A 24243-nucleotide genomic window follows, 5' to 3' on the forward strand; every position below is an offset into this window, starting at 1 on the left:
TTCCCGGCGTCAGGCCGGGCCGTCCTCCTTTTCCTCCGTCGCCTCCCCGCCCTCTCGCGGGGTCAGGCGCACGGAATCCCCGACCAGCCCCCTGGCGAAGGCTTCGGCCGAGAACGGGCGCAGATCCTCGGCCTGCTCGCCCACGCCCACGGCATGGACCGGCAGGCCGAACGTGTCGGCCAGCGCCACCACGATGCCGCCGCGCGCCGAACCGTCCAGCTTGGTCACGACCAGGCCGGTGACGTTGACCAGTTCCTTGAACACCCGCACCTGCTCGATCGCATTCTGGCCGGTGGTCGCGTCCAGGACCAGCAGCACGGAATGCGGCGCGCTTTCGTCGAACTTGCGCATCACGCGGATGATCTTGGCCAGTTCCTCCATCAGCGCGCCCTTGTTGTGCAGGCGCCCGGCGGTGTCGATCAGCAGCAGGTCGCAGCCCTCGGCCTGGCCGCGCTTCAGGGCCTCGAACGCCAGGCCGGCGGCGTCGGCGTTGGGCGGCCCGGCGATGACCGGCGCGCCCACCCGCTGGCCCCAGACCTGCAACTGCTCGACGGCGGCGGCGCGGAAGGTGTCGCCGGCCACCATCATGACCTTCAGCCCCTGCTCGCCGTAATAGCGCGCCATCTTGCCGATGGTCGTGGTCTTGCCGGTGCCGTTCACGCCCACCACCAGCACCACATGCGGCTTGCGCTGCGGATCGGGGACGAACGGCACGGCCACGGGTTCCAGAACCTGGGCGATTTCGGCCGACAGCGCGTCGCGGACCTCGTCGTCCGTGACCTCGGCGCCGAAGCGGGAATGACGGAACGATTCGATGATCCGCGCCGCGACGGCAGGGCCGAGATCCGCCGAAATCAGCAGATCCTCCAGCTCCTCCAGCGCCTCGTCATCCAGCTTGCGGCGCGTGAAGACCGCGGCGATGCCACCGCCCAGCTTCTGGGTCGAACGGGACAGCCCCGCCTTGAGGCGGGAGAAAAAACCAAGTGCCATGTCAGAGGGTTTCCGCCACCAGTCCGTTTTCGTCAATCGCCGTCGCCCGGACGGTCACGATCCGCCCCGCCTCGGCCGCAGTACCGTCCAGCCTGTCCGGGGCCAGCCGGACGGGGGCGAATTCCTCGGAATGGCCAGTGGTCGCGGTTTCCAGCAGCACGTTCAGCGTCCGCCCCAGCAGGCTGGCGTGATAGTCCCGCGCCGCCGCCTGCCCCGCCGCGCGCAGTTGGGCCGCGCGCTCCTTGCGCACGGCCACGGGCACGGCGGGCATCCGCGCCGCCGGGGTGCCCGGCCGCTCACTATAGGGAAAGACGTGCAGGTACGGCAGGCGCTGCGCACGCACGAAATCCAGCGTTTCGGCGAACAGGGCATCGGTCTCGGTCGGGAAGCCCGCGATGACGTCGGCGCCGATCCCCAGGTCGGGGCGGCAGGCACGGGCGCGGTCCAGCACGCGCGCCACGTCCTCGACCAGGTGCCGGCGCTTCATCCGCTTCAGCACCATGTCCGACCCGGCCTGCAGCGACAGGTGCAGATAGGGCATGAATCGCCCCTCCTGCGCCAGCAGGCGCCACAGATCGTCGTCGATTTCCACCGGATCGACCGAGGACAGGCGCAGCCGCTCCAGTTCCGGTACCAGCGCCAGCACCCGCCGGCAGAGCTGCCCCAGCGCCGGACGGCCCGGCAGGTCGCCGCCCCACGAGGTGATGTCGACCCCGGTCAGCACGATCTCGCGATAGCCCGAGGCGACCAGGGCACGGACCTGTTCCACCACTGCCCCGACCGGAACCGAGCGCGACGGCCCCCGGCCGAACGGGATGATGCAGAAGGTGCAGCGATGGTCGCAGCCCTGCTGCACCTCGACGAACGCGCGGGTACGGCCGGCGAATTCCGTCACCAGATGCGGCACCGTCTCGGTCGCCGCCATGATGTCGGATACGGCGTGGCCGTCCTGCATCGCGGCGGGGGTCCAGCTTGCGGCCTCCAGCTTCTCGCGATTGCCCAGGACGCGGGTGACGCCCGGCAGCGCCGACCAGCGGTCCGGGTCGATCTGCGCGGCGCAGCCGGTCACGACGATCCGCGCGCCGGGCCGGTCGCGATGGGCGCGCCGGATCGCCTGGCGTGCCTGCCGCTCGGCCTCGGCCGTCACCGCGCAGGTATTGACGATGATCACGTCGTCCAGCGCCGCCGCGTGACCGCGCATCACCTCGCTCTCATAGGTGTTCAGGCGGCACCCGAAGGTCAGGATCTCCGGCTTGGCGGTCATGACGGATAGCCTTCGGGATCGAACGTGCCGACGAAGCTGACGGTGGCGGGGCCGGTCATCAGCACATGCCCCCCTTCCCCTGGGTCATCCTGCGCGCGCCACGAAACGGACAGCGCGCCGCCATCCATCCCGACCGTGCAGGTCCGTTCCACCAGCCCGCGCCGGACGGCGTTCACCACCGCCGCACAGGCGCCGGAGCCGCAGGCCAGGGTCAGGCCGCTGCCGCGCTCCCACACGCGCAGGCGCAGTTCGGTGCGCGAGCGGACATGCGCGAAGCCGATATTGGCCCGTTCGGGAAACAGCGGATCATGTTCCAGCAACGGCCCGGCCACGACCGGGTCCAGGTCCAGCATGTCGTCCAGGAAGAACGTGGCGTGCGGATTGCCCATCGAGGCCGCCGCCGGGTCTCCCGCCAGCGGCAGGTGCAGCGTATCGGCCGCCCGCGCCAGCGGCACGTCGCGCCAGTCCAGGGCCGGGCGGCCCATGTCCACGGTGACGACGCCCGCGTCATCCACCCGGGCAGGCAGCAGGCCGGCCCGGGTCTGCAGCACCGTCTCGCGCCGCCCCTCCTGCCGCCACAGCAGCGCCGCGACGCAGCGCGAGGCATTGCCACAGGCCCCGGCCTCGGTGCCGTCGGCGTTGAAGAACCGCACCAGGACGTCCGCGCCGTCGCGGGTGGCGGGTTGCAGGACCACGAACTGGTCGCAGCCGATCCCGCGATGGCGGTCGGCCAGCGCCGCGATGCGGGCCGGCGTCAGGCCGTACCGTTCGGCGCGTTCGTCCACCACGACGAAATCGTTGCCCAGGCCGTGCATCTTGTGGAACGGGGTCATCATGCGCGCCTTATACGGCACGCATCGGCGGAGTGCGAGACAAGCTTGCAGCCGTCAGAGAAACCGGCCCGGGGCGCCGCGTTGCAGCACTTCGATCCGATAGCCGTCCGGGTCGGCGACGAAGAAGAAGCGCCCCACGACCCGCTCGCCCAGCGACAATTGCTTGACCGCCAGCGGCGACAGACCTTCCCGCGTGAAGCGGTCATGTTCGGCGTCGATATCCGCGACCGACACCGCCAGGTGGCCGTAGCCGTCCCCCAGGTCATAGGGGCGGTCGCGGTCGTGGTTGACCGTCAGTTCCAGTTCGAATGTCTGTTCGGCATTGGACAGGTAGATCAGGGTGAAACCATCGAAGACCAGCCGGTCGGCCACGCGCAGGCCGAAGGCGCGTTCGTAGAATGCCAGCGACGCGGCTTCGTCGCGCACGCGGATCATGGAATGGATCAGCTTCGCCATCGTTTCGGACTCCTTTATCGACAGGTTGGCGGATGTATAGCGGCCCGGCCGGCATTGTGGGTCTGGATTTTCCGCCCGACCTGTCGCATGTGCGGGGCATGACCGACGAACCGCACGGCTTCCACCCCGCCGCCTTCACCGTCGCCAGCGACGAACCCGACGCGTCGTTCTTTGCCAGGCGCGATCCCGGCCCCCTGATGGACCCCGGGGCGCAATCCGCCGTCACCGCGCTGTACCATACCCTGGTGGCCGAGGGCGCGGACGTGCTGGACCTGATGGCCGGGCCGGACAGCCACCTGCCGCGCGACGCGACCTATGGCTCCGTCATCGGCATCGGGCTGGACGCCGATGCGATGGCCGACAATCCGCGCATCGGCCACCGGATCGTGCAGGACCTGAACGCGACCCCCACCCTGCCGCTGCCCGACGACGCCGTCGATGTGGCCTGCCTGTGCGATGTCGCGCCCTACCTGCGCCAGCCGATGGCGACGCTGGCCGAAATCCGGCGCGTGCTGCGTCCGGGCGGGGTGGTGATCGTGACGTTCTCGGACCGGGTGATCGCCGGCAAGGCCGTGGCGCTGTGGCAGGCGCTGGACAGCACCGATCGGCGTCGCCTGCTGACCATCCTGCTGCAACGGGCAGGATTTGCCGGAATCGACAGCGGCGAGGTCCACCCCCCGGCCGACACGCCCTCCTGGCGCGACACGGTATATGCCATCACCGCCCGCGTGCCCAACGCCGCCTGAAAAATGAAGGCCATCCCATGGGGGCGGCACGGCCGATCCGGCAGTACAGGGTCAGGATGTCCCGCTATTGCCGGACATGCATTTCATATTGAATGAATGATATTCACATTTAGAATGAATCGTTACAATGTGATTTTTAAATGAAATTCTTGTTTACGCACTATTCCGACATATTTTGACATAATGATGCCCGATCATCATCGAGCGATGCTGCCGTCAATGTGGATTTCCGTGCGTACTTCCCCGCTTCCATGGCGCCTGTCGGTGCTGCTGCTGTGCGGCGCCACCGTTGCTCCCGCCCATGCCTCGGCGCAGGACGAAGCCGCGCAGATCGATGCGATGGAAAGCCGGATCGCGCGCATCCAGGCGCAGCAGCTAGAACTGCAGAAAGACCTGATGGCGATGCGCCAGGAACTGGCGCGACACCGCGCGCGCCTGACGGGCGGCCATGCCGGCGGCACGGCGGCGGCCAGGCAACCGGTACGGGAAGCCGCCTCGGCCGCGCCCCATGCCTCGTCGGCCATGAAGGTGACGGCGCCCGAAAGCCTGGCCGGCATCGACAGCCAGGACCGTGGCGCGCCGGTGGCCGATGCCGCGCCGCCCGCGACGGTTGCCGCGACATCCGCCCCCGCCCCGATGGACGTGCCGCCGCCCCGGATTGGCTTCGACGAGCCGACCGTGGCCGCCGTCGTCGGCCGCCGGTCCGAGGACATGGTCAACCGGATCGCCGACAACAATGTCGGCCCCCATCCCCGGGAAACCGTGGGCGCGCAGGCCGCCGGCGCGCTGGGCGATCACGGCGTGTTCCACCTCGGCCCGGTCAGCATCATCCTGGGCGGGTTCTTCGACACCGCCGCCGTGCTGGAAAACCGCCATATGGCATCGGGCACGTTCAATTACTGGCAGGCCATGCCCTTCCCGAACCAGTCCAGCTTCCACGAGAACAATTTCGAGGGCAGCGCACGCTACAGCCGCTTCTCGCTGATGGCGCGGGGCAATGTGGATGCCGACACCACCATATCGGGTTTCGTCGAAACCGATTTCGGGGCCGGGGCGGAAACGACCAATCCGTACGAAAGCAATGCCTACGTTCCGCGCCTGCGGCAGGCATACCTGGCCTATGACAACACGCGCTCGGACAATCATTTCCTGATCGGGCAGGCGTGGAGCCTGCTGACGCCCGGCCGCGGGGGCATCATCGCACGCCAGGAAAGCCTGCCGGAGACGATCGAATCCTCGATGCTGGCCGGGCAGACCTGGGCCCGGCAATGGCAGGCGCGCGTGGTGCATGACATGATGCATCACCGGCTGTGGCTGGGCCTGTCGATCGAAAACCCCGCCACGATCTACGACACCACCGGCTTTGCCAACGCCAACGGATCGGTCCCGCTGCCCAATGGCGGGACGGCCAACGTCGGCGCGAACGGCACCGGCCTGACCGAATTCACCACCAATTATTCCGACGAGATCGCACCCGACGTGATCGGCAAGGTCGCATGGGACCCGGCCTGGGGCCATTACGAGGCCGAGGGCGTCGTGCGCTTCCCGCATGACCGCGTGGTCGTGAACGGGGTCGGGCGGAACAATACCGCGATTTCGGGCGGCGGCGGCGGATCGGCGATCCTGCCGGTCATTCCGCACAAGGTCGAAATCCGCCTGGCGGGCCTGGCCGGCATGGGCATCGGCCGCTACGGATCGGTCCTGCTGCCCGACGTGACCCTGTCATCCAGCGGCAAGCCGAAGCCGTTGCCCGACGCACAGGGAACGGCGGGGATCGTCGCCCACCCCAATTCCGCGATCGACGTCTATGGCTATTACGGCATGCAACGATCGGGCCGGAGCTATTTCTCCGCCGACGGCACGGCCTACGGGTACGGCAACCCGAATGCCTCCAACGCGGGATGCGAGATCGAACTGTCGCCGCTGGCCTGCACGGCCAATATCCGCTCGGTCCAGGAATTCACCATCGGTGCGTGGTGGCGGTTCCTCAAGGGGCGGTACGGCACGGTCGAGGCCGGGACCCAGCTTGCCTATTCCCGCGTGGAGACCTGGAGGGGCATCGGCGGCGCGCCCTCGACCAGCGCCAGCCAGATCTTCTTCGATTTCCGCTACCTGCCGTTCCAGTAGCCTTCGAGTTGCGCCCGGAGGGAAAAGGGAGGATGTTCCCCGCTGACCGCACCGCAGGATGAAGGAGATCACGGTCATGCAGGACAAGGTACTTCGCGGATTGGCACTCTCCCTCTGCCTTGTCGCCATGGCCGCGCCGGCGTTGGCCGACGACGAAGAAGAAGCGCACAAGACCATGTCGCTGCACCAGTTGGCGAAACGGCCGCCGATACCCACCGCGCACAAGGATTTCAGCCAGTACCGCTACCGCCCGGCCGGCGACAAAATCGTGGAACAGTCTGACGCCGACCGCCTGATGTTCTGGACACAGGACGGCACGCCGGACGGCTATGCCGAGCGGCGCGGAAACGCCATCCTGTATTACGACCGGACCGGCAAGGCCGTCCGGGTCCAGGAAATGGATCCCACTGCCGATTAGAGCAGATCGTGATGAGGTGGGATCACCTCATCACGTGAAGATGCTCTGAAAACAAAAACCTGGAGTGGGTGATGGGGTTTACCCAATCACCCACTCCAGGAAGCCGGGTAGCCGTAGAGGCTGCTGATCGCGGCAGTCGACAGCACGTCCGCCGCCGGGCCGTCGGCAATCATCCGTCCCTTCTGCAGCAGGATCGCGCGCGAAAAGACCCGCGCGGCCCTTAGCGGGTCGTGGGTGGTGGCCAGCACGGCGTAGCCGTCGCCCGCCAGCCGGCGCAGCAGATCGAACAGGCGGAGCTGCTGTCCATAATCCAGGCCGGTCTCGGGTTCGTCCAGCACCAGCAGGCGCGCACCCTGGGCCAGCGCACGGGCGATCAGCACGCTCTGCCGCTCGCCGCCCGACAGCGCGGCATAGGACCGGTCCGCCAGGTGACCGATCGCCAGATGATCCATGGCCTGCCCGGCCGCCGCGCGATCCGCGGCCGAAACGAAGGGCGACACCATGGTGCCCGCCGCCAGCCGGCCCAGCGCCACGACATCGCGCACCCGATAGGGAAAAGCCACCGCATGGCCCTGCGGAACATAGGCGACCCGCGATGCCAGGTCGCGCCGCGCCATGCCCATGATCGGCTGCCCGTCCAGCAGAATGCGGCCGGCGCGCGGCCGCAGCAGCCGCAGCACCAGGCGCAGGATCGTGGTCTTGCCCGCGCCGTTCGGCCCCAGCAGGGCCACGCCCTCGCCCGCGCGCATGGCGAACGACACATCGTCCAGGACGCGGCGCCCATCCCGCGAGAAGGAGAGCGATTCGACCACCAGATGCGTCATTCCGCCCATCCGCGCCGGATCAGCGGCAGCACGGACACGAAGACGCAGACCCCCAGCAGGTCCGCGATCAGCCCCACCGGGATTTCCTCGGCCGAGAGGCTGCGCGCCAGATCGTCGCATGCCAGCAGGAACGCCCCGCCCAGGCAGGCGCTGAGCGGCAGGACGCGGGCATTGCGCGGCCCGGCCAGCAGGCGCGCGACATGGGGCACGATCAGCCCCACCCAGCCGATCATTCCCGCCACCGATACGGTCAGCGCCGACAGCACCGTCGCCGCCGCGATGACGCCGTAGCGCAATGCGGTGACCGGCACGCCCAGCGTCCGGGCCTCGTCATCGCCCATCGCCAGCGCGTCCAGCATGCGCCCGCACGCCCCCAGCGCCACGATCCCGACCAGGACCGGCGGCGCCATCACCGCCAGGTCGGACCATGCGACCTGCGTCAGGCTGCCCAGCAGCCAGAAGACGATATCCGGCAATTGCCGGTCGGGATCGGCGACATATTTCAGCAGCGACAGCAGCGCGGTGAACAGCGCGGTGCTGACCAGGCCGCCGAAGACCAGCATCAGCATCGACGCCGCGTCGAACAGCCGCGCCACGCCCACGCCCGCCGCCACCGCCACGGTGCCCCCCAGGAACGACAGAAGATGCATCCCCACCGGCCCCGCGCCGGTCACGATGCCCGCCGCCGCGCCGAACCCCGCGCCGGCCAGCACACCCAGCAGTCCCGGCGAGACCAGCGGGTTGCGGAATACCGCCTGGTACCCCGCCCCCGAGACCGACAGCGCGGCGCCCACGACGATCGCCCCGGCGATACGCGGCAGGCGGGTGCCGATCAGGATGGAATGGAGCAGCGCCCGCCGCGCCGGCATCACGCCCCCGTCCCGCCCCAGCAGGACCGACACGATATCGGCCGCCGATACCGGGTAGCGACCGAGCCCCAGCGACACGATAGCCAGGATCACCAGACCGGCCGCCGGCAGCGCCAACCCCGCAACGTTGCGGCCACCTCCAGTCCTCGGACTCACCGCCCTCCCTCGGCGGGGCGTTGCGCGGCCAGGATGCGGGCCGCATCGTCCGGCTTCAGGTCATATGCGAAAAAATCATGATAGAATTTGATGGTTTCGGAAACCATATCGACATCACGAAACCGATCGGGATAGAGTGTCCGGGCCGTCCAGAGGAGTTGCAGCGGCAATTCGCTGCCGTAGCGGTCCCAGGGGAACACGCCGGCCGGGTTTTGATGGACACGCCCGGCGCGCACGGCGCGCAGCGCGGCCCACCCTTCCGGCGCGGCGGTCGCATCGCCGCTGTCGGCGCCCAGGATCACCACGTCCGGGTCCCAGGCCGCGATCTGTTCCATCGACACCGGGCGCATGTTGCCCGTCAGGCCGGTCGCCGCGTTACGCCCGCCCGCGCGGGTGATCCATTCGTCGATGATGGTATGTTCGCCATCGACCGTCAGCGGCACCAGCGACTTGACGTGCAGCACGCGCGGGCGGGCGGACAGCGGAACGGGGGCGACGGCCTGCCGCACCCGTTCGACCGTCGCCGTCAGCACGGCGCGATAGCGCCGCGCCACGTCATGGGCCGAGGCGTCCCCCAGGATATCGGCCGTCAGGTCCACGGCGCGCAGCAGGGACGCGAGATCGGTGAAGCCGGCCTGCACCACCGGCAGCCCGACATGGCGCAGCGACGCCGCGGCCGGCGAATCGTTGGCAACGAACGCCAGGTCCACCCCGGACTGCATCAGCATTTCGGTATTGGGAACCGGGCTGGTCACCCCCACCGCCTGGTGCAGCGCGGGGGCCACGCGATACATCCACGGCCGCGCCGCGGGCAGGTCGTCCGTCACCGCGATGCGACCGGCCGCCCCCAGCATGATGGTCAATTCGTTATGGGCAAACCACAGGTCGGCGATCCGGTCCGGATGATCGGGGCACGTCACCGCATGACCCGTCATATCCATGACCGTCCGCGCCCGTCCGGCCGCGGGCCACACGCCCACCACCGCCGCCGCCAATATTGCGGCAGCCAGATCGTGTCTTCCCATTCCGCGTCCCCTCCGGAGGATGATCTATATCCTATTGGACATATCCATCACCAGCCCCCGATATACTGTCGGCTGGTAGACGAGGACGGCGAACGGAGCGTTCGTTACGGTCGGAACATCGAAAAATACAGGATCGCCATGTCGATCACGAAGGCGGACAGCAGGCCGCCGCAGATCAGGGCGACCGTGATCCGGTCGCGCGCATCGACCCCGGACGGGTCGTCCTGCCGCGCCGCCACGGCCCGCCACGGCGCATGCAGATGGGGCCGGTGCGGCCCGGCCATGCTGATATGGAACATGTTATGCCTCCTCCGGACCGTCCCTCTTCTTCAGCCGTGTTCACGGCGGGTTCGTCCGGTTGCAGCATGACCATGCGCCTTGCGGAGGCGGGCCCCAAGGGCAATTGGGGCCGGTCGCAATCTATTGAAACAACATGGCCTCTGCCTCGCGTCCGGCGCATGGCTCGCGCGCCGAACCCGGGACAGGCGTATGGGTCAGGCCGTTGCCTCCTCCTGATAGGCCGACATGTCGGGGCAGGAGCAGACCAGGTTCCGGTCGCCATAGGCGTTGTCCAGGCGATTGACCGGCGACCAGTATTTCGAGGACGGAACCACGTCGCCCGGCAGGCATCCGCGCTGGCGGTCATAGGCCCGTTCCCAGGCCGTTTCCGTCAGGTCGCGCACCGTGTGGGGGGCATGGCGCAGCGGGCTTTCGTCCGCCGTCAGCACGCCGGCCTCGATATCGCGAATTTCCGCGCGGATTGCGATCATCGCGTCGCAGAACCGGTCCAGTTCGACCCGTCCCTCGGATTCGGTCGGTTCGATCATGAAGGTCCCGGCCACGGGAAAGCTGACCGTCGGTGCATGGAAGCCATGATCGATCAGGCGCTTGGCGATGTCATCGACCGTGATACCGGTCTGGTCCTTGATCGGGCGCAGATCGACGATGCATTCATGCGCCACCCGGCCGTTCGCCCCGCGATACAGCACCGGATAGTGGTCGGACAGGCGGCTGGCGATGTAGTTGGAATTCAGGATTGCGATTTCGGTGGCGCGCCGCAAGCCGGCATCGCCCATCAGCGTCATGTAGGTCCACGAAATCGGCAGCACCGCCGCCGATCCGAAGGGCGCCGCCGAGACCGCGTTCGTGCCGCCTTCCTGCGGCGCACCGGGCAGGAACGGCGCCAGGTGCGCGCCGACGCCGATCGGTCCCATGCCGGGGCCGCCGCCGCCATGCGGGATGCAGAAGGTCTTGTGCAGGTTGAAATGGCTGACATCGGCGCCGAACGCGCCGGGACGCGACAGGCTGACCTGCGCGTTCATGTTCGCGCCGTCCAGATAGACCTGGCCGCCGGCCGCATGTACCAGGTCGCAGATCTCGACCACCGATTCCTCGAACACGCCGTGCGTCGAGGGATAGGTGATCATGATCGCGGCCAGACGGTCGGCATGCTGCGCGATCTTCGCCTTCAGGTCGCCGATATCGACATTGCCCTGCCCGTCACAAGCCACCACGACCACGCGCATGCCGACCATCTGGGCCGACGCCGGATTGGTACCGTGCGCCGAGGCCGGAATCAGGCAGATATCGCGCCGGCCCTCGCCCCGCGAGCGGTGATAGGCCCGGATGGCCAGCAGGCCGGCATATTCGCCCTGCGCGCCCGAATTGGGCTGCAGCGACACCGCGTCATAGCCGCTGACGGCCTTCAGCAGCCGTTCTAGATCCTGGAACAGTTCGGCGTAGCCCGCCTGCTGCGCCGCCGGGGCGAAGGGATGGATGTCGCAGAATTCCGGCCAGGTGACCGGCATCATCTCGACCGTCGCGTTCAGCTTCATCGTGCACGATCCCAGCGGGATCATCGTGCGGTCCAGCGCCAGGTCGCGGTCCGACAGGCGGCGCAGGTAGCGCAGCATGTCCGTTTCCGACCGGTGGGCGTGGAAGACCGGATGGGTCAGGAACAGCGTGGTCCGCCGCAGGGCGGCCGGCAGCAGGTCGTCCGGCGCCGTCAGGTCGCGCTCCAGTGCCGCCAGCCGGCCCGCGTCGCGGCAGAAGCAGCGCCAGATGGCACGCACGGTATGGGGCGTCGAGGTCTCGTCCAGGCTGATGCCGACACGGTCGCCATCGACGACGCGCAGGTTCATCCCGGCCTCTTCGGCGCGGACCTGCAGCAGGTCCGCTTCGCCCCGGGTGTGCACGGTGATCGTATCGAAGACCGATTCCGTCTCCACCCGGATCGACAGGGCGCGCAGGCCCGCGACCAGGATGGCGGTCAGGCGATGGGTGCGCCGCGCGATCGCCGCCAGCCCCTCGGGCCCGTGATAGACCGCGTACATCGCGGAAATGACGGCCGGCAGCACCTGCGCGGTGCAGATGTTCGACGTCGCCTTTTCGCGCCGTATATGCTGTTCGCGGGTCTGCAGAGCCAGGCGGTAGGCGGGTTCGCCCCGGCTGTCGATCGACACGCCCACCAGGCGGCCCGGCATGTTGCGCTTGTAGGCGTCGCGCACCGCCATATAGGCCGCGTGCGGGCCGCCGGCCCCCATGGGCATGCCGTAGCGCTGCATCGACCCGACCGCGATATCCGCGCCCAGCGTGCCCGGCGCCTCCAGCACCGTCAGGGCCAGCGGGTCGGCCGCCATCGCCACGATGGCGTGCGCGGCATGCAGCCGTTCGATCCAGGCGCGCGGATCGCGGATGCGGCCCGACGAGCCCGGATACTGGAACAGCGCGCCGAACACCGCGTCCGGGTCCAGGTCGTGTTCGGGATTGCCGACGATGATCCGCCACCCCATCGGCTCGGCGCGGGTGCGCAGCACCGCCAGCGTCTGCGGATGACAGTCGGCATCGACGAAGAATCCATCCGCCTTCGACCGCGCGACCCGCCGGGCGAGGGCCATGGCCTCGGCCGCCGCCGTCGCCTCGTCCAGCAGCGAGGCATTGGCCACGTCCAGCCCGGTCAGATCCGTCACCAGCGTCTGAAAATTCAGCAGGGCTTCCAGCCGACCCTGGCTGATTTCCGGCTGGTAGGGGGTATAGGCCGTGTACCAGGCCGGGTTTTCCAGCACGTTGCGCTGGATCACCCCCGGCAGGACGGTGCCGTAATATCCCTGCCCGATCAGCGAGACCATCACCCGGTTGCGCCCGGCGATTTCGCGCAACCGCGCCAGCACCGCCGGTTCGGACAGGCCGTCGCCCAGCCCCATGTCGCCGCGCAGGCGGATGGAGGCCGGGACCGTCTGGTCCATCAGGTCATCCAGCGAATCCGCGCCGATCACCCCCAGCATGGCGGCGACATCCCGCTCCGCGGGGCCGACATGGCGGGTACAGAAGGCATCGGCGGCGGGCGTGGTATTCCGCCAGAGCGAGGTGGACGTCACGATCAGGTTCTCCGCGACAGCAGCAGGGGTATCAGGATCAGGCGATCAGGGCGGCGTAGGCGGCGGCATCCAGCAGGGATGCGAGCTGCCCCTGGTCGGCGATGCGCATCTTCAGGATCCAGCCCTCGGCTTCCGGATCACGGTTCACCAGCGACGGATCGTCGGCCAGCGCGCCGTTGAATCCGGCGACGGTGCCCGACACGGGGGCGTAGATATCCGACGCGGCCTTGACCGATTCGACGACGGCGGCGCTGTCGCCCTGCGCGACCTCGGTGCCGTCCGGCTTGGCTTCGACGAAGACCAGCTCGCCCAACTCCTCGGCGGCATGGGCGGTGATCCCCACCGTCGCGACGTCACCCTCGATGCGCAGCCACTCGTGATCTTTTGTGTAATAGACGGTCATGTTCAAAACTCCACCCAATGCGTCAACGCTTGAATCCCGGTGCCACGAACGGCAGAGCCGCGACCGTGACCGGCACGTATTTGCCGCGCAGTTCGGCGAACAGGGCGGTGCCCGTCGCCGCATGCGCGATATCGACATATCCCATGGCCACCGGCGCCCCGGCCGTGGGGCCGAACGCGCCCGACGTCACGTGGCCCACCGGACGATGCCCCTCGGCATCGGCGAACAGGCGCGCGCCGCCCCGCACGGGCGCGCGGCCATCGACCGCGATCCCGACCCGGCGACGGGCGGCGCCGTCCTGAATCCGGGCCAGGATGATGTCGGCCCCGGGGAAGCCCCCTGCCCGCGCCCCGCCGGCGCGACGGCTCTTCTGGATCGACCATTCCAGCGCGCCTTCGACCGGCGTGGTGTCGGGACCGATATCCGATCCATACAGGCACAGCCCCGCTTCCAGCCGCAGGCTGTCGCGCGCGCCCAGGCCCACCGGTTCGACCTCGGCCTGCGCCAGCAGCGCCTCGGCCACGCGCACCGTGCCGCCGGATTCCATGCCGAGTTCGAACCCGTCCTCGCCGGTATAGCCCGAACGCGAAACGATACAGGGCACGCCCGCGACGTCGAATTCCGCGACATCCATGAAGCGCATGTCCGCCGATGCCGGCGCCAGCCGGGCCAGGGCCGCGCCCGCCAGCGGCCCCTGCAGCGCGATCAGCGCCCGGTCCGGCAGGGATTCGACAATACAGGCATCGTCCAGCGCCGCCGTGATATGCGCCAGGTCGGCGTCCTTGCACGCCGCATTGACCACCAGCAGCAGCGTGTCACCGACACGCGACACCATCAGGTCGTCGATGATCCCGCCCTGTTCGTTGGTCAGCAGGGCATAGCGCTGCCGGCCCGGCTTCAGCGACAGGATGTCGGCCGGTACCAGGCGCTCCAGCGCCAGGGCGGCGTCCTCGACACGGCCCGAGCGCGCACGCAGGCGGATCTGGCCCATATGGGACACGTCGAACAGGCCGGCGGCGGCGCGGGTGTGCTGATGTTCGGCCATGACGCCGGCGCGGTACTGGACCGGCATCTCGTACCCCCCGAAGGGGACCATGCGCGCGCCCAGCGACAGATGCAGGTCGTGCAGCGGCGTGCGCAGCAGGGGCTGGGTCATGCCGCCCCCCGCATGCGGGCCGTCAGGCCAGGAAGAAAGGGAAACGGACAGGGGGATAACGAACCGCGTGACATGAACAGAGCCTCCTGAATCCAAGATCGGATCCGAATGCCCCTTCTGTCGGTTTGCCTGAGATCGCTATCCCGTCGGCGGACGCTCGGGGCGTCTCTCTCCAGAAGTCGATGCCGGGCGGTCCTTTGGCCTGAGAGTTTCCGGGGCGGTTGCTCCTTCGGCGCCGGCTCTCGCCAGTCTCTCCCGCGTCAGCATTCCGATGCTTGGCATATGTTGCGCAAGCAAGTCAATCGCCCTGGAAAGCCCGATCAAAAGCCCGTTCCGGTTCTGGATCTGCCGCTTGCGCCCGCATAGGCTGGGCGGCCGGCAAACTGCCCGAGAGAAGGACACCGCTCATGGATGCGACCCCGTTTACCGTCATCGCGGAATTTGCGACAACGCCCGAAAGTCACGACAAATTCCTGAAAATCTGCGCCTATGACGCAGCCCGTTCGGTGACGGACGAACCAGGGTGCCACCGCTTCGACGCCCTGCTGCCGGACGGCGAACCGAACACGGTCATCCTGTACGAGGTCTATACGGACCGTGCGGCGTTCGACACCCACCTGACGACGCCGCATTACAAGGTCTTCGCGGACGGCGTCGCCGAACTGGGCGTCGAGATCGTCAAGGTGCGGATGCTGACGACGCAGCCTGCCTGAAAGGCCCACCAGAAAGAAAGGCAGGGCATGAACGCCCTGCCCCCTCCTGCCTTACTTCGCCGCGGGCAGGTGCTTCGCGATATAGGGCGGCAGGTTGAAGGCGCCGGTGTGGATTTCCGGCGTCCAGTAGCCGGTGGTCCCCAGGATGCCCGCCGCCTCGGCCCGGGCGCGAATCGTCTCGACCGACGGTGTGGCCGGATTCGTGCCTTTCGCCGCGACGCCCAGCGTCATGAACCCGCCGACATAGGTCGGCACCGCCGCGACATAGGCCGACACGTGCGGGAAGAACCGCGCGCGGCGCAGGCTGGTGTCGCGCAGTTCGTCGGCCTGCATGAAGGGCACGCCGCACTGATTCACGATGATGCCGTTCGGCGTCAGGATGCGCGCGCAATGTTCGTAGAACGAATCGGTAAACAGCACCTCGCCCACGCCGATCGGGTCGGTGCTATCGACGATGATCACATCGACCGATCCGGTTTCGGCGCGCGCGACGTAGTCGATGCCGTCGCCCACGATCACCTCGGCGCGGGGGTCGGTCCAGGCGTCGCCGGCAATGCCGGGCAGGAACTGCTTGGACAGCGCGATCACCTCGCCGTCGATTTCCACCATCACCGCCCGGGTCACGCCGCGATGCTGCAGCACCCGGCGCAGCACGCCGCCGTCACCCGCGCCGATGATCAGCACGCTGGCGGCGTTGCCGTGGGCCAGCAGCGGCACGTGGGTCAGCATTTCCTGATAGACGAACTCGTCACCCTCGGTGATCTGGATCACGCCGTCCAGCACGAGGACGCGGCCATGCGTCTCGCTTTCGAAAACCACGATATCCTGGAACGCGCTCCTGGTGCGGGCCAGCTCGGTGCGGACCCGGAAGCGCTGCTGCCAGCCGTCATAGAGTGTTTCGCCGATCCATGCTTCGGTCATTGCTCATTTCCCCTCGTGTCCACGGATGGACGCCGGACATAAAAAAAGAGGCCGGATAAATCCGGCCCCCGGGTTCTATGCGGGCAGGAACGGCGCCAGGCGGGGCCCGGCGCCCCCGCCGTCAGGCGACGCGGCCGCGGCGCTGTTCGTCCACCACGACCCGGTCCGCCTGGAACAGGCGCTGCATCACCGGGATCGCCAGATGCGGATCGCACGCGCCGCACATGAAGATGTCCACCGCCGCGAAATTGCGTTCCGGCCACGTGTGGATCGAAATATGGCTCTCGGCCAGGACCACCACGCCCGACACGCCGCCATTGGGCGTGAAATGGTGGAAATGGCTGTGCAGAATCGTCGCCCCCGCCGTCACCGCCGCTTCGCACAGCGTGCGATCGATCTGCTCCGGGTCATCCAGGTTCGTTGCATCCCAGAGATCGACGAGAAGATGCGTACCCGCAAACTTCATCCCGTCTTTCTCAACGAAATAATCCTTCCGCTCCTCGTCGCACGAGGAAGGAGTAGAAGACTGGATATTGCTCGGGTATTCCGAGACCATCCCCAGCTGAGCAAGTGCGTTCATCACGTACCCCCAAACCAGTAGACAGCCTGTTGGGCGGGATCGCCCCCTTGGGCCAAGGGGGCCGCTGATAAGGCCACAGCCTTATCAGCGCAAGTATTTTTCGGTTGCTCGGGGCATGTTTTTTTCAAGTATTTTCGATGACAGCCATCCGGCGGCCCTCAGCCCTTGGAGCGACGGCGGCGCGCCTTGGGCGCCGCCGCCGGCAGCAGGGGGCGCAGGAAGCGCCCGGTATGGCTCTCGGGGCACGCCGCGATGTCCTCGGGCGTGCCCTCGGCCACGATGCGCCCGCCGCCATCGCCGCCTTCCGGTCCCATGTCCAGCACCCAGTCCGCGGTCTTGATGACTTCCAGATTGTGCTCGATCACCACCACCGTGTTGCCCTGATCCACCAGGGCATGCAGCACCTCCAGCAGCTTGCGCACGTCCTCGGTGTGCAGGCCGGTGGTGGGTTCGTCCAAGATGTACAGCGTGCGTCCGGTGGCGCGGCGGGCCAGTTCCTTGGACAGCTTCACGCGCTGCGCCTCGCCCCCCGAAAGGGTCGTCGCCTGCTGGCCCAGCGCGACATAGCCCAGCCCCACCTGCTGCAGGATGGCCAGCCGGTCGCGAATCCGCGGCACGGCAGAAAAATACGGCAGCGCCTCGTCCACCGTCATGGCCAGCACGTCGGCGATCGACTTGCCGCGGAATTTCACCTCCAGCGTCTCGCGGTTGTAGCGCGCGCCCTTGCAGGTGTCGCAGGTCACGAACACGTCGGGCAGGAAGTGCATTTCGATCTTCAGCACACCGTCGCCCTGGCAGGCCTCGCACCGGCCACCCTTGACGTTGAAGGAGAACCGCCCCGCCTTGTAGCCCCTGGCCTTGCTTTCCGGCAGTTCGGCGAACCAGTCGCGGATCGGCGCGAACAGGTCGGTATAGGTCGCGGGATTGGATCGCGGCGTGCGGCCGATCGGCGACTGGTCGATGTCGATGATCTTGTCCAGCAGGTCCAGCCCCGCGATCCCGCGATAGGGCGCGGGATTCTGCCCCGATCCCATCAACTGCCGCGACAGCGCCTTGTACAGCGTATCGATCACCAGCGTCGATTTGCCGCCCCCCGACACCCCGGTCACGCAGGTGAAGGTGCCCAGCGGGAAATGGGCAGTGACATCCTTCAGGTTGTTGCCGCCGGCACCCTCCAGCACCAGCATGCGGGCGGGATCGATCGGCCGGCGCACCGTCGGCACATCGATCCGCTTGCGGCCGGACAGGTAGTCGCCGGTCAGGCTGGCCGGATTCGCCGCGACCTCCTCGGGCGTGCCGATGGCCACCACGTGCCCGCCATTGACCCCGGCCCCCGGCCCCATGTCGATCAGCCAGTCGGCGCTCCGGATCGCGTCTTCGTCATGCTCGACGACGATCAGCGTGTTCCCCAGCCGCTTCAACCGGTCCAGCGTGCCCAGCAGCCGTTCGTTGTCGCGCTGGTGCAGGCCGATAGACGGTTCGTCCAGCACGTACAGCACTCCTGTCAGGCCCGATCCGATCTGGCTGGCCAGGCGAATCCGCTGGCTTTCCCCGCCCGACAGGGTGGCCGACCCGCGCGACAGGGTCAGGTAGTCCAGCCCGACATCGTTCAGGAAATGCAGCCGGTCCAGGATTTCACGCAGGATACGCCGCGCGATTTCGGCGCGCTGCGGCGTCAGCGTCGCCTCGACCGTGCCGAACCAGTCCAGCGCCCGGCGGATCGGCAAGTCCGATGCCTCGGCGATCGTCGAACCCGCTACCCGCACCGACAGGGCCTCGGGCCGCAGGCGCGTGCCGTGGCAGACATGGCAGGGCTTGTCGGACTGGTAACGCGACAGTTCCTCCCGCACCCATACGCTGTCGGTTTCGGCCATGCGGCGGCGCAGGTTGGTCACCACGCCCTCGAACCGCTTGGTCAGGTCATAGGATTTCCGGCCGTCGCGATAGCGGAACAGGATCTCGTCCTTGCCGCCGTCCAGGATGGTCTCGCGCACGCCCGCCGGCAGGTCCCGCCAGGGCGTGTCCATGCCCACGCCGTAATGGGCGGCCAGGCTGTCCAGCGTCTGCTGGTAGTAGGGGCTTTGCGTGCTGCGCCAGGGCGCGATGGCCCCGCGTTCCAGCGACAGGGATTCGTCGGGCACGATCAGGTGCGGGTCGAAGAAGGTCTCCAGCCCGATGCCGTCGCAGGCCGGGCATGCGCCCTGGGGCGCGTTGAAGGAAAACAGGCGCGGCTCGATCTCTTCCAGCGTGAAGCCGCTGACCGGGCAGGCGAAGCGCGAGGAGAACACGATGTGCGGCGGCGGCTCGGCCTCGCCGCGCGGCAGTTCCTCGGCATAGACCAAGCCGTCGGACAGGCCCAGCGCGGTCTCGAAACTGTCGGCCAGACGCGATTCCAGGCCGGGCTTCACCACCACCCGGTCCACCACGGCCTCGACGGTATGACGCAGCTTGCGGTTCAGGTCCGGGACCTCGGCGATGTCGTACAGCGTGCCGTCCACCTTCACCCGGGCGAAGCCCTTGCGCTGCAGTTCCGCCAGTTCCTTGCGGCATTCGCCCTTCCGGTCGCGAATGACCGGCGCCAGCAGCATCAGGCGCGTGCCTTCCGGCAGCGCCATGACGCGATCGACCATCTGGCTGATGGTCTGCGCCTCGATCGGCAGGCCGGTGGCGGGCGAATAGGGCACGCCGGCCCGCGCCCACAGCAGGCGCATGTAGTCGTGAATCTCGGTGATCGTGCCGACGGTGGAGCGCGGATTCTTCGACGTCGTCTTCTGTTCGATGGAAATCGCGGGCGACAGGCCCTCGATCGCGTCCACGTCCGGCTTGCCCATCAGTTCCAGGAACTGCCGCGCATAGGCCGACAGGCTTTCGACATAGCGGCGCTGGCCCTCGGCATAGATCGTGTCGAACGCCAGGGACGACTTTCCCGATCCCGACAGGCCGGTGACGACCGTCAGCGCGTCGCGGGGAATTTCGACGTCGATGTTCTTCAGGTTGTGCGCCCGCGCGCCGCGGACCCGGATCGACTGCGCCGCTGGCAGGCCGGGTGCCGGCCTGGATCGATTACCCATGATGTCCGCTCTCCGTTCCACCCGGCACCGGATTGTCTCAGGGCCGCTTCGTTCATACTCTGTTCTGACCGGTTCCGTGCCCGCCGCCAAGAGCCGCCGACGCGGAAAAATGTAATCCGGTCGCATCGGCCACCGGCGTATCGCGCACATGCGGTATCATCCGGCGCGCATCTGCGTTAGGATGGCGACCGAGTTCCGTCCCCCCACCCAGCACCGGTCCGGGCGGACGGTTTTTTTCATGGGGGCCCGCCCTTGGGCCGCGCCCCCGGGACCGGACAGCAGCAGGACAGCAGTATGGCGGGTAGCGTCAACAAGGTCATTCTCGTGGGTAATCTGGGCAAGGACCCCGAAGTCAGGAACAGCCAGGCCGGCGCCAAGATCGTGTCGCTGACGCTGGCGACCAGCGACACGTGGAATGACCGTGCGTCCGGCGAACGGCGCGAGCGCACGGAATGGCATCGGGTCGTCATCTTCAACGAACGCCTGGCGGACGTGGCCGAGCGGTTCCTGCGCAAGGGCCGCAAGGTCTATCTGGAAGGCACGCTGCAGACCCGCAAATGGACCGACCAGTCCGGCCAGGAACGCTACACGACCGAGGTCGTGATAGACCGCTTCCGTGGCGAACTGGTGCTGCTGGACAGCAACCGGGGCGGCGAATCCGGTGACGATGCCGGCGGCGGCGGATATGGCGGCGGGTATTCCGCGCCGTCCGCGCCCCGGCAGATCGGCGGTGGCCGCGGCGGCAGCGCCGGGGGTCCCGGCGGGGGCGGCGCGGGCGGCGGCAATCCCGGCGGCGGCTGGGACGCACCGCATGGCGGCAGCGACCTGGACGACGAAATCCCGTTCTAGGCGGGACGCGCCCCCGCCGGGGGCGAATCCGGCCGGGCGGCGCGTTTTTTCCCCGGCCGGACTCTGTGCTATCGTGCGGCGTGACGCCGCCGGCCCCCAGACCGGTTCCCGCCACCCCCGCCTCGCCCACGAGGCGCGCAGGGTGGCACTGACATGACGGATATGCCTTGACCGAAATTCCCGATCCGCCGGAACCGCCGGCACCCTCCGACATGATTCCGGTGACGATCGAGGAGGAGATGCGGTCCTCCTACCTCGCCTATGCGATGTCGGTCATCGTCAGCCGCGCCCTGCCGGACGTGCGGGACGGGCTGAAGCCGGTGCATCGGCGTATCCTCTATTCAATGCGCGAAAGCGGATTCACCCACGACAAGCCCTATCGCAAATCGGCCCGCGCGGTCGGTGACGTGATGGGTAAATACCATCCGCACGGCGATTCATCGATCTACGACGCCATGGTGCGCATGGCGCAGTTCTGGTCGATGCGGGTCAAGTTGATCGACGGCCAGGGCAATTTCGGTTCGGTCGACGGCGATTCCCCCGCCGCCATGCGCTATACCGAAGCGCGGCTGGCCAAGGCCGCTTCCTTCCTGCTGGACGATATCGACCGCGACACCGTCGATTTCCAGCCGAACTATGACGAGAGCGAGCAGGAACCGAAGATCCTGCCCGCCGCCTTCCCCAACCTGCTGATCAACGGCGCCTCGGGCATCGCGGTCGGCATGGCGACCAACATCCCGACCCATAATCCGGCCGAGATCATCGACGCCACCCTGGCGCTGATCGCCAATCCGGACCTGACGCTGGACGACCTGATCCGCATCGTTCCCGGCCCGGATTTCCCGACCGGCGGCATCATCCTGGGCCATGCCGGCATCCGCAGCGCGTTCGAGACCGGGCGCGGCTCGATCCTGATCCGCGCCCGTGCCGAGATCGAGGAACTGCGCCGCGACCGCAGCGCCATCGTGATCACCGAGATCCCGTACCAGGTGAACAAGGCGACCCTGCAGGAGCGCATCGCCGAACTGGTGCGCGCCAAGCAGATCGAGGGCATTTCCGACATTCGCGACGAAAGCGACCGGTCGGGCATGCGCATCGTCATCGAAATCAAGCGTGACGCGACGCCCGAGGTGGTGCTGAACCAGCTTTACCGCTTCACACAGCTCCAGACCTCGTTCGGCGTCAACATGCTGGCGCTGGATAACGGCCAGCCCCGCCTGATGGGGCTAAAGGACGTGCTGGAGGCCTTCATCACGTTCCGCGAGGATGTGATCCTGCGCCGGGCGCGCTTCGACCTGAACAAGGCCCGCGATCGCGGTCACCTGCTGGTGGGCCTGGTGATCGCGGTGGCCAATATCGACGCCGTCATCGCCCTGATCCGTGCCGCCCCCGACGCCGCCCATGCGCGCGAGGCGCTGATGGCAACGGCCTGGGACGCGGCGGATGTCGAGCCGCTGTTGGCGCTGATCCAGGACGAGGGCAACGTCGTGACCGACGGCAAGGTCTACCTGACCGAAGCCCAGGCGCGCGGCATCCTGGAACTGCGCCTGCAGCGCCTGACCGGGCTGGAGCGGGAGAAGATCCAGCAGGAACTGTCCGAGGTCGCGGCCCGGATCAACGAATTGCTGACCATCATCGCCAGCCGCCCGCGCCGCATGGAAGTGATGTGCGAGGAACTGGCGGCGATCCGCGCCGAACTGGCGACGCCGCGCATGACCGAGATCGCGCAATATGCCGGCGACCAGACCGACGAAAGCCTGATCGAGCCCGGCCAGATGGTCGTGACCATCACGCGTGAGGGCTTCATCAAGCGGACGCCGCTGGACGTCTTCCGCGCGCAGAATCGCGGCGGACGAGGCCGGACCGCCGCCGGACGCCGGGGCGACGACATCGTCGTCCGCTCGTTCAACGCCCATACCCACCAGTGGGTGCTGTTCTTCTCGTCGGGCGGCAAGGCCTATCGCGAGAAGGTCTGGCGCCTGCCCGAAGCCAGCCCGACCGCCAAGGGCCGGGCGCTGGTCAATTTGCTGCCCGACCTGGGCGGCGATTCGATCACGGCCGTGCTGCCGCTGCCGCAGGACGAGACCCTGTGGGAAAACCTGCACCTGGTCTTCGCCACCGCGACGGGCAACGTGCGCCGCAACCGCCTGAGCGATTTCCGCAACATCCGCTCGTCCGGCCTGATCGCGATGAAGCTGGATGACGGCGACCGGCTGATCGGCGTGGCCACCTGCCGCGAGGGACAGGATGTGTTCCTGGCCACGCGGGCGGCGCGCTGCATCCGTTTCCAGATCACCGACGACACGCTGCGCGTCTTTGCCGGGCGCGACAGTTCGGGCGTGCGCGGCATCCGCCTGGCTGAGGGGGACGAGGTCAACAGCCTGTGCGTGCTGAACCATGTCGAGGCGACGGTCGAGGAACGCGCGTCCTTCCTGCGCATGGCCAATGCCCGCCGCCGCGCGGAAAACGCCGCGCTGCAGGCCGGCGAGGAGGCCGAGGAGGTCGCCGCCGAACCGTCGGACGACGAAGCACTGCCCGCCGATTCGGTCATCGATCCCGAGCGGTTCGCCGAGATGGAACAGGCCGAGGAAATCCTGCTGACCGTCAGCAACGCGGGCTTCGGCCGCCGTTCGTCGGCCTATGATTACCGCGTCAGCGGGCGCGGCGGACAGGGCATTGCCAACATGACCTTCAACGGCGGCAAGCGCGGCAGCGAGGTCGTGGCCACGCTGCCGGTCATCAACGGTACCGACGTGATGCTGGTCACCGATGCCGGACGCCTGATCCGCGTGCCGGTGGACCAGATTCGCGTCATGTCCCGCCAGGCCAGCGGCGTCACGCTGTTCCGCCTGGACACCACCGAGCGCGTCACCAGCGTCTTCCCCGTGATGGATGACGGCGATGACGATGCCGAGGACGGCGGTCCCGACGCCCCGGCGGCGGAGGACGAGAATGCCTGATGCCACGCCGCGCACGGGGTTTTACCCCGGCACGTTCGATCCGATGACCAACGGTCACCTGGACATCGTCGAACGTGCGGCGCGACTGGTGGACCGGCTGGTGGTGGGGGTGGCGGAAAATACCGGCAAGCAGCCCCTGATGCCGCTGGACGAACGCGTCGCCTGCGTGCAGGCCGAAACCCGGGCGGTGGCGCAGCGGAACGGCACGACCATCGACGTGGTGGGATTCGGCAACCTGCTGGTCGAGGTGGCGCGCTCCCATGGCGCCACCGTGATCGTCCGGGGTTTGCGGGCGGTGGTGGATTTCGACTACGAGGTGCAGATGTTCGGCATGAACCACCATCTGGCGCCGGATATCGAGACGGTCTTCCTGATGGCCACCGAACGCAACCAGTATATCTCCTCGCGGCTGGTGAAGGAGGTCGCCCGACTGGGCGGCGACATCACCGGCTTCGTGCCCCCCTTCACGCGCCGGCATGTCCTGGCGCGGCTGGAGGGATAACGC

Annotated in this window: 21 protein-coding genes and 1 riboswitch; of the genes, 7 read left to right on the plus strand and 14 right to left on the minus strand. The window is 68.0% G+C overall.

The features are described 5' to 3' along the window. Positions 1-9: 9 nt before the first annotated feature. The 4 genes from ftsY to GDIA_RS02645 are packed head-to-tail and all read right to left on the minus strand — an operon-like array spanning position 10 to position 3543. Positions 10-990 (minus strand): signal recognition particle-docking protein FtsY, encoded by a 981-nt coding sequence (ftsY, locus tag GDIA_RS02630; protein ID WP_012226192.1) that lies wholly within the window; start codon positions 988-990, stop codon positions 10-12. A 1-nt stretch (position 991) separates the two neighbouring features. Then, positions 992-2254: a tRNA (N(6)-L-threonylcarbamoyladenosine(37)-C(2))-methylthiotransferase MtaB gene (gene mtaB, locus GDIA_RS02635; RefSeq protein ID WP_012226193.1), complete on the minus strand. Its 1263-nt coding sequence runs from the start codon at positions 2252-2254 to the stop codon at positions 992-994. Then, entirely contained in the window at positions 2251-3090 is an 840-nt protein-coding gene (gene dapF, locus GDIA_RS02640) for a diaminopimelate epimerase (protein WP_012553178.1), read from the minus strand. Before dapF ends, mtaB begins: the two co-directional genes overlap by 4 nt. A gap of 51 nt (positions 3091-3141) precedes the next feature. Next, positions 3142-3543: a VOC family protein gene (locus tag GDIA_RS02645; RefSeq protein WP_012226195.1), complete on the minus strand. Its 402-nt coding sequence runs from the start codon at positions 3541-3543 to the stop codon at positions 3142-3144. Between the two features lie 32 nt (positions 3544-3575). Between GDIA_RS02645 and GDIA_RS02650 the strand changes: the two genes are divergently transcribed. From GDIA_RS02650 to GDIA_RS02660, 3 genes are all read left to right on the plus strand, one after another. Beyond that, a complete protein-coding gene (locus GDIA_RS02650) occupies positions 3576-4289 on the plus strand; it encodes a class I SAM-dependent methyltransferase (RefSeq protein ID WP_012553179.1) in 714 nt (237 codons plus the stop codon). A gap of 219 nt (positions 4290-4508) precedes the next feature. Further along, a complete protein-coding gene (locus GDIA_RS02655) occupies positions 4509-6416 on the plus strand; it encodes a hypothetical protein (RefSeq protein ID WP_012553180.1) in 1908 nt (635 codons plus the stop codon). Between the two features lie 58 nt (positions 6417-6474). Beyond that, positions 6475-6834 (plus strand): hypothetical protein, encoded by a 360-nt coding sequence (locus tag GDIA_RS02660; protein ID WP_012226198.1) that lies wholly within the window; start codon positions 6475-6477, stop codon positions 6832-6834. Positions 6835-6920: 86 nt separating this feature from the next. Here the strand turns inward: GDIA_RS02660 and GDIA_RS02665 are convergent, their stop codons facing one another. From GDIA_RS02665 to gcvT, 7 genes are all read right to left on the minus strand, one after another. Then, entirely contained in the window at positions 6921-7658 is a 738-nt protein-coding gene (locus tag GDIA_RS02665) for an ABC transporter ATP-binding protein (RefSeq protein WP_012226199.1), read from the minus strand. After that, positions 7655-8683 (minus strand): FecCD family ABC transporter permease, encoded by a 1029-nt coding sequence (locus GDIA_RS02670; protein WP_012226200.1) that lies wholly within the window; start codon positions 8681-8683, stop codon positions 7655-7657. The genes GDIA_RS02665 and GDIA_RS02670 overlap by 4 nt, the downstream gene beginning before the upstream one ends. Next, positions 8680-9708 (minus strand): ABC transporter substrate-binding protein, encoded by a 1029-nt coding sequence (locus GDIA_RS02675; protein WP_012553182.1) that lies wholly within the window; start codon positions 9706-9708, stop codon positions 8680-8682. The genes GDIA_RS02670 and GDIA_RS02675 overlap by 4 nt, the downstream gene beginning before the upstream one ends. A 104-nt stretch (positions 9709-9812) precedes the next feature. Further along, positions 9813-10007 carry a hypothetical protein gene (locus GDIA_RS02680; RefSeq protein ID WP_012226202.1) on the minus strand — a complete coding sequence of 65 codons (195 nt, stop codon included), beginning with the start codon at positions 10005-10007 and terminating at the stop codon, positions 9813-9815. 195 nt (positions 10008-10202) lie between these two features. Next, positions 10203-13085 carry an aminomethyl-transferring glycine dehydrogenase gene (gcvP, locus tag GDIA_RS02685; RefSeq protein WP_012553183.1) on the minus strand — a complete coding sequence of 961 codons (2883 nt, stop codon included), beginning with the start codon at positions 13083-13085 and terminating at the stop codon, positions 10203-10205. 37 nt (positions 13086-13122) lie between these two features. Beyond that, positions 13123-13488 carry a glycine cleavage system protein GcvH gene (gcvH, locus tag GDIA_RS02690; protein ID WP_012226206.1) on the minus strand — a complete coding sequence of 122 codons (366 nt, stop codon included), beginning with the start codon at positions 13486-13488 and terminating at the stop codon, positions 13123-13125. 22 nt (positions 13489-13510) lie between these two features. Next, complete coding sequence (gene gcvT, locus GDIA_RS02695) at positions 13511-14644, minus strand: glycine cleavage system aminomethyltransferase GcvT (RefSeq protein WP_012553184.1); 1134 nt, start codon at positions 14642-14644, stop codon at positions 13511-13513. A gap of 180 nt (positions 14645-14824) precedes the next feature. Beyond that, positions 14825-14912, minus strand: a riboswitch (glycine riboswitch). Positions 14913-15051: 139 nt separating this feature from the next. Between gcvT and GDIA_RS02700 the strand changes: the two genes are divergently transcribed. Beyond that, a complete protein-coding gene (locus GDIA_RS02700) occupies positions 15052-15357 on the plus strand; it encodes a putative quinol monooxygenase (protein WP_012226209.1) in 306 nt (101 codons plus the stop codon). A 51-nt stretch (positions 15358-15408) separates the two neighbouring features. On the opposite strand, the gene speE is transcribed toward GDIA_RS02700, so the two are convergent. The 3 genes from speE to uvrA all read right to left on the minus strand — a co-directional run bounded on the left by speE (position 15409) and on the right by uvrA (position 19929). Beyond that, positions 15409-16278, minus strand: coding sequence for a polyamine aminopropyltransferase (gene speE, locus GDIA_RS02705; protein WP_012553185.1), 870 nt, complete (start codon positions 16276-16278; stop codon positions 15409-15411). A gap of 121 nt (positions 16279-16399) precedes the next feature. After that, positions 16400-16858 (minus strand): adenosylmethionine decarboxylase, encoded by a 459-nt coding sequence (speD, locus tag GDIA_RS02710; RefSeq protein WP_012553186.1) that lies wholly within the window; start codon positions 16856-16858, stop codon positions 16400-16402. 158 nt (positions 16859-17016) lie between these two features. Continuing rightward, the gene (uvrA, locus tag GDIA_RS02715; RefSeq protein ID WP_012553187.1) at positions 17017-19929 is read right to left on the minus strand and encodes an excinuclease ABC subunit UvrA; all 2913 of its coding nucleotides are present in this window, start codon (positions 19927-19929) and stop codon (positions 17017-17019) included. Between the two features lie 294 nt (positions 19930-20223). Here uvrA and ssb point away from each other — a divergent pair, with 294 nt between their 5' ends. From ssb to coaD, 3 genes are all read left to right on the plus strand, one after another. Beyond that, positions 20224-20778 carry a single-stranded DNA-binding protein gene (gene ssb, locus GDIA_RS02720; protein WP_012553188.1) on the plus strand — a complete coding sequence of 185 codons (555 nt, stop codon included), beginning with the start codon at positions 20224-20226 and terminating at the stop codon, positions 20776-20778. A gap of 167 nt (positions 20779-20945) precedes the next feature. After that, positions 20946-23738: a DNA gyrase subunit A gene (gene gyrA, locus GDIA_RS02725; RefSeq protein WP_012226218.1), complete on the plus strand. Its 2793-nt coding sequence runs from the start codon at positions 20946-20948 to the stop codon at positions 23736-23738. Further along, positions 23731-24240 (plus strand): pantetheine-phosphate adenylyltransferase, encoded by a 510-nt coding sequence (gene coaD, locus GDIA_RS02730; protein WP_012226220.1) that lies wholly within the window; start codon positions 23731-23733, stop codon positions 24238-24240. The genes gyrA and coaD overlap by 8 nt, the downstream gene beginning before the upstream one ends. Positions 24241-24243: the final 3 nt, after the last annotated feature.

Origin of the sequence: Gluconacetobacter diazotrophicus PA1 5 (genome assembly GCF_000021325.1) — a bacterium.
Taxonomy (GTDB): domain Bacteria; phylum Pseudomonadota; class Alphaproteobacteria; order Acetobacterales; family Acetobacteraceae; genus Gluconacetobacter; species Gluconacetobacter diazotrophicus.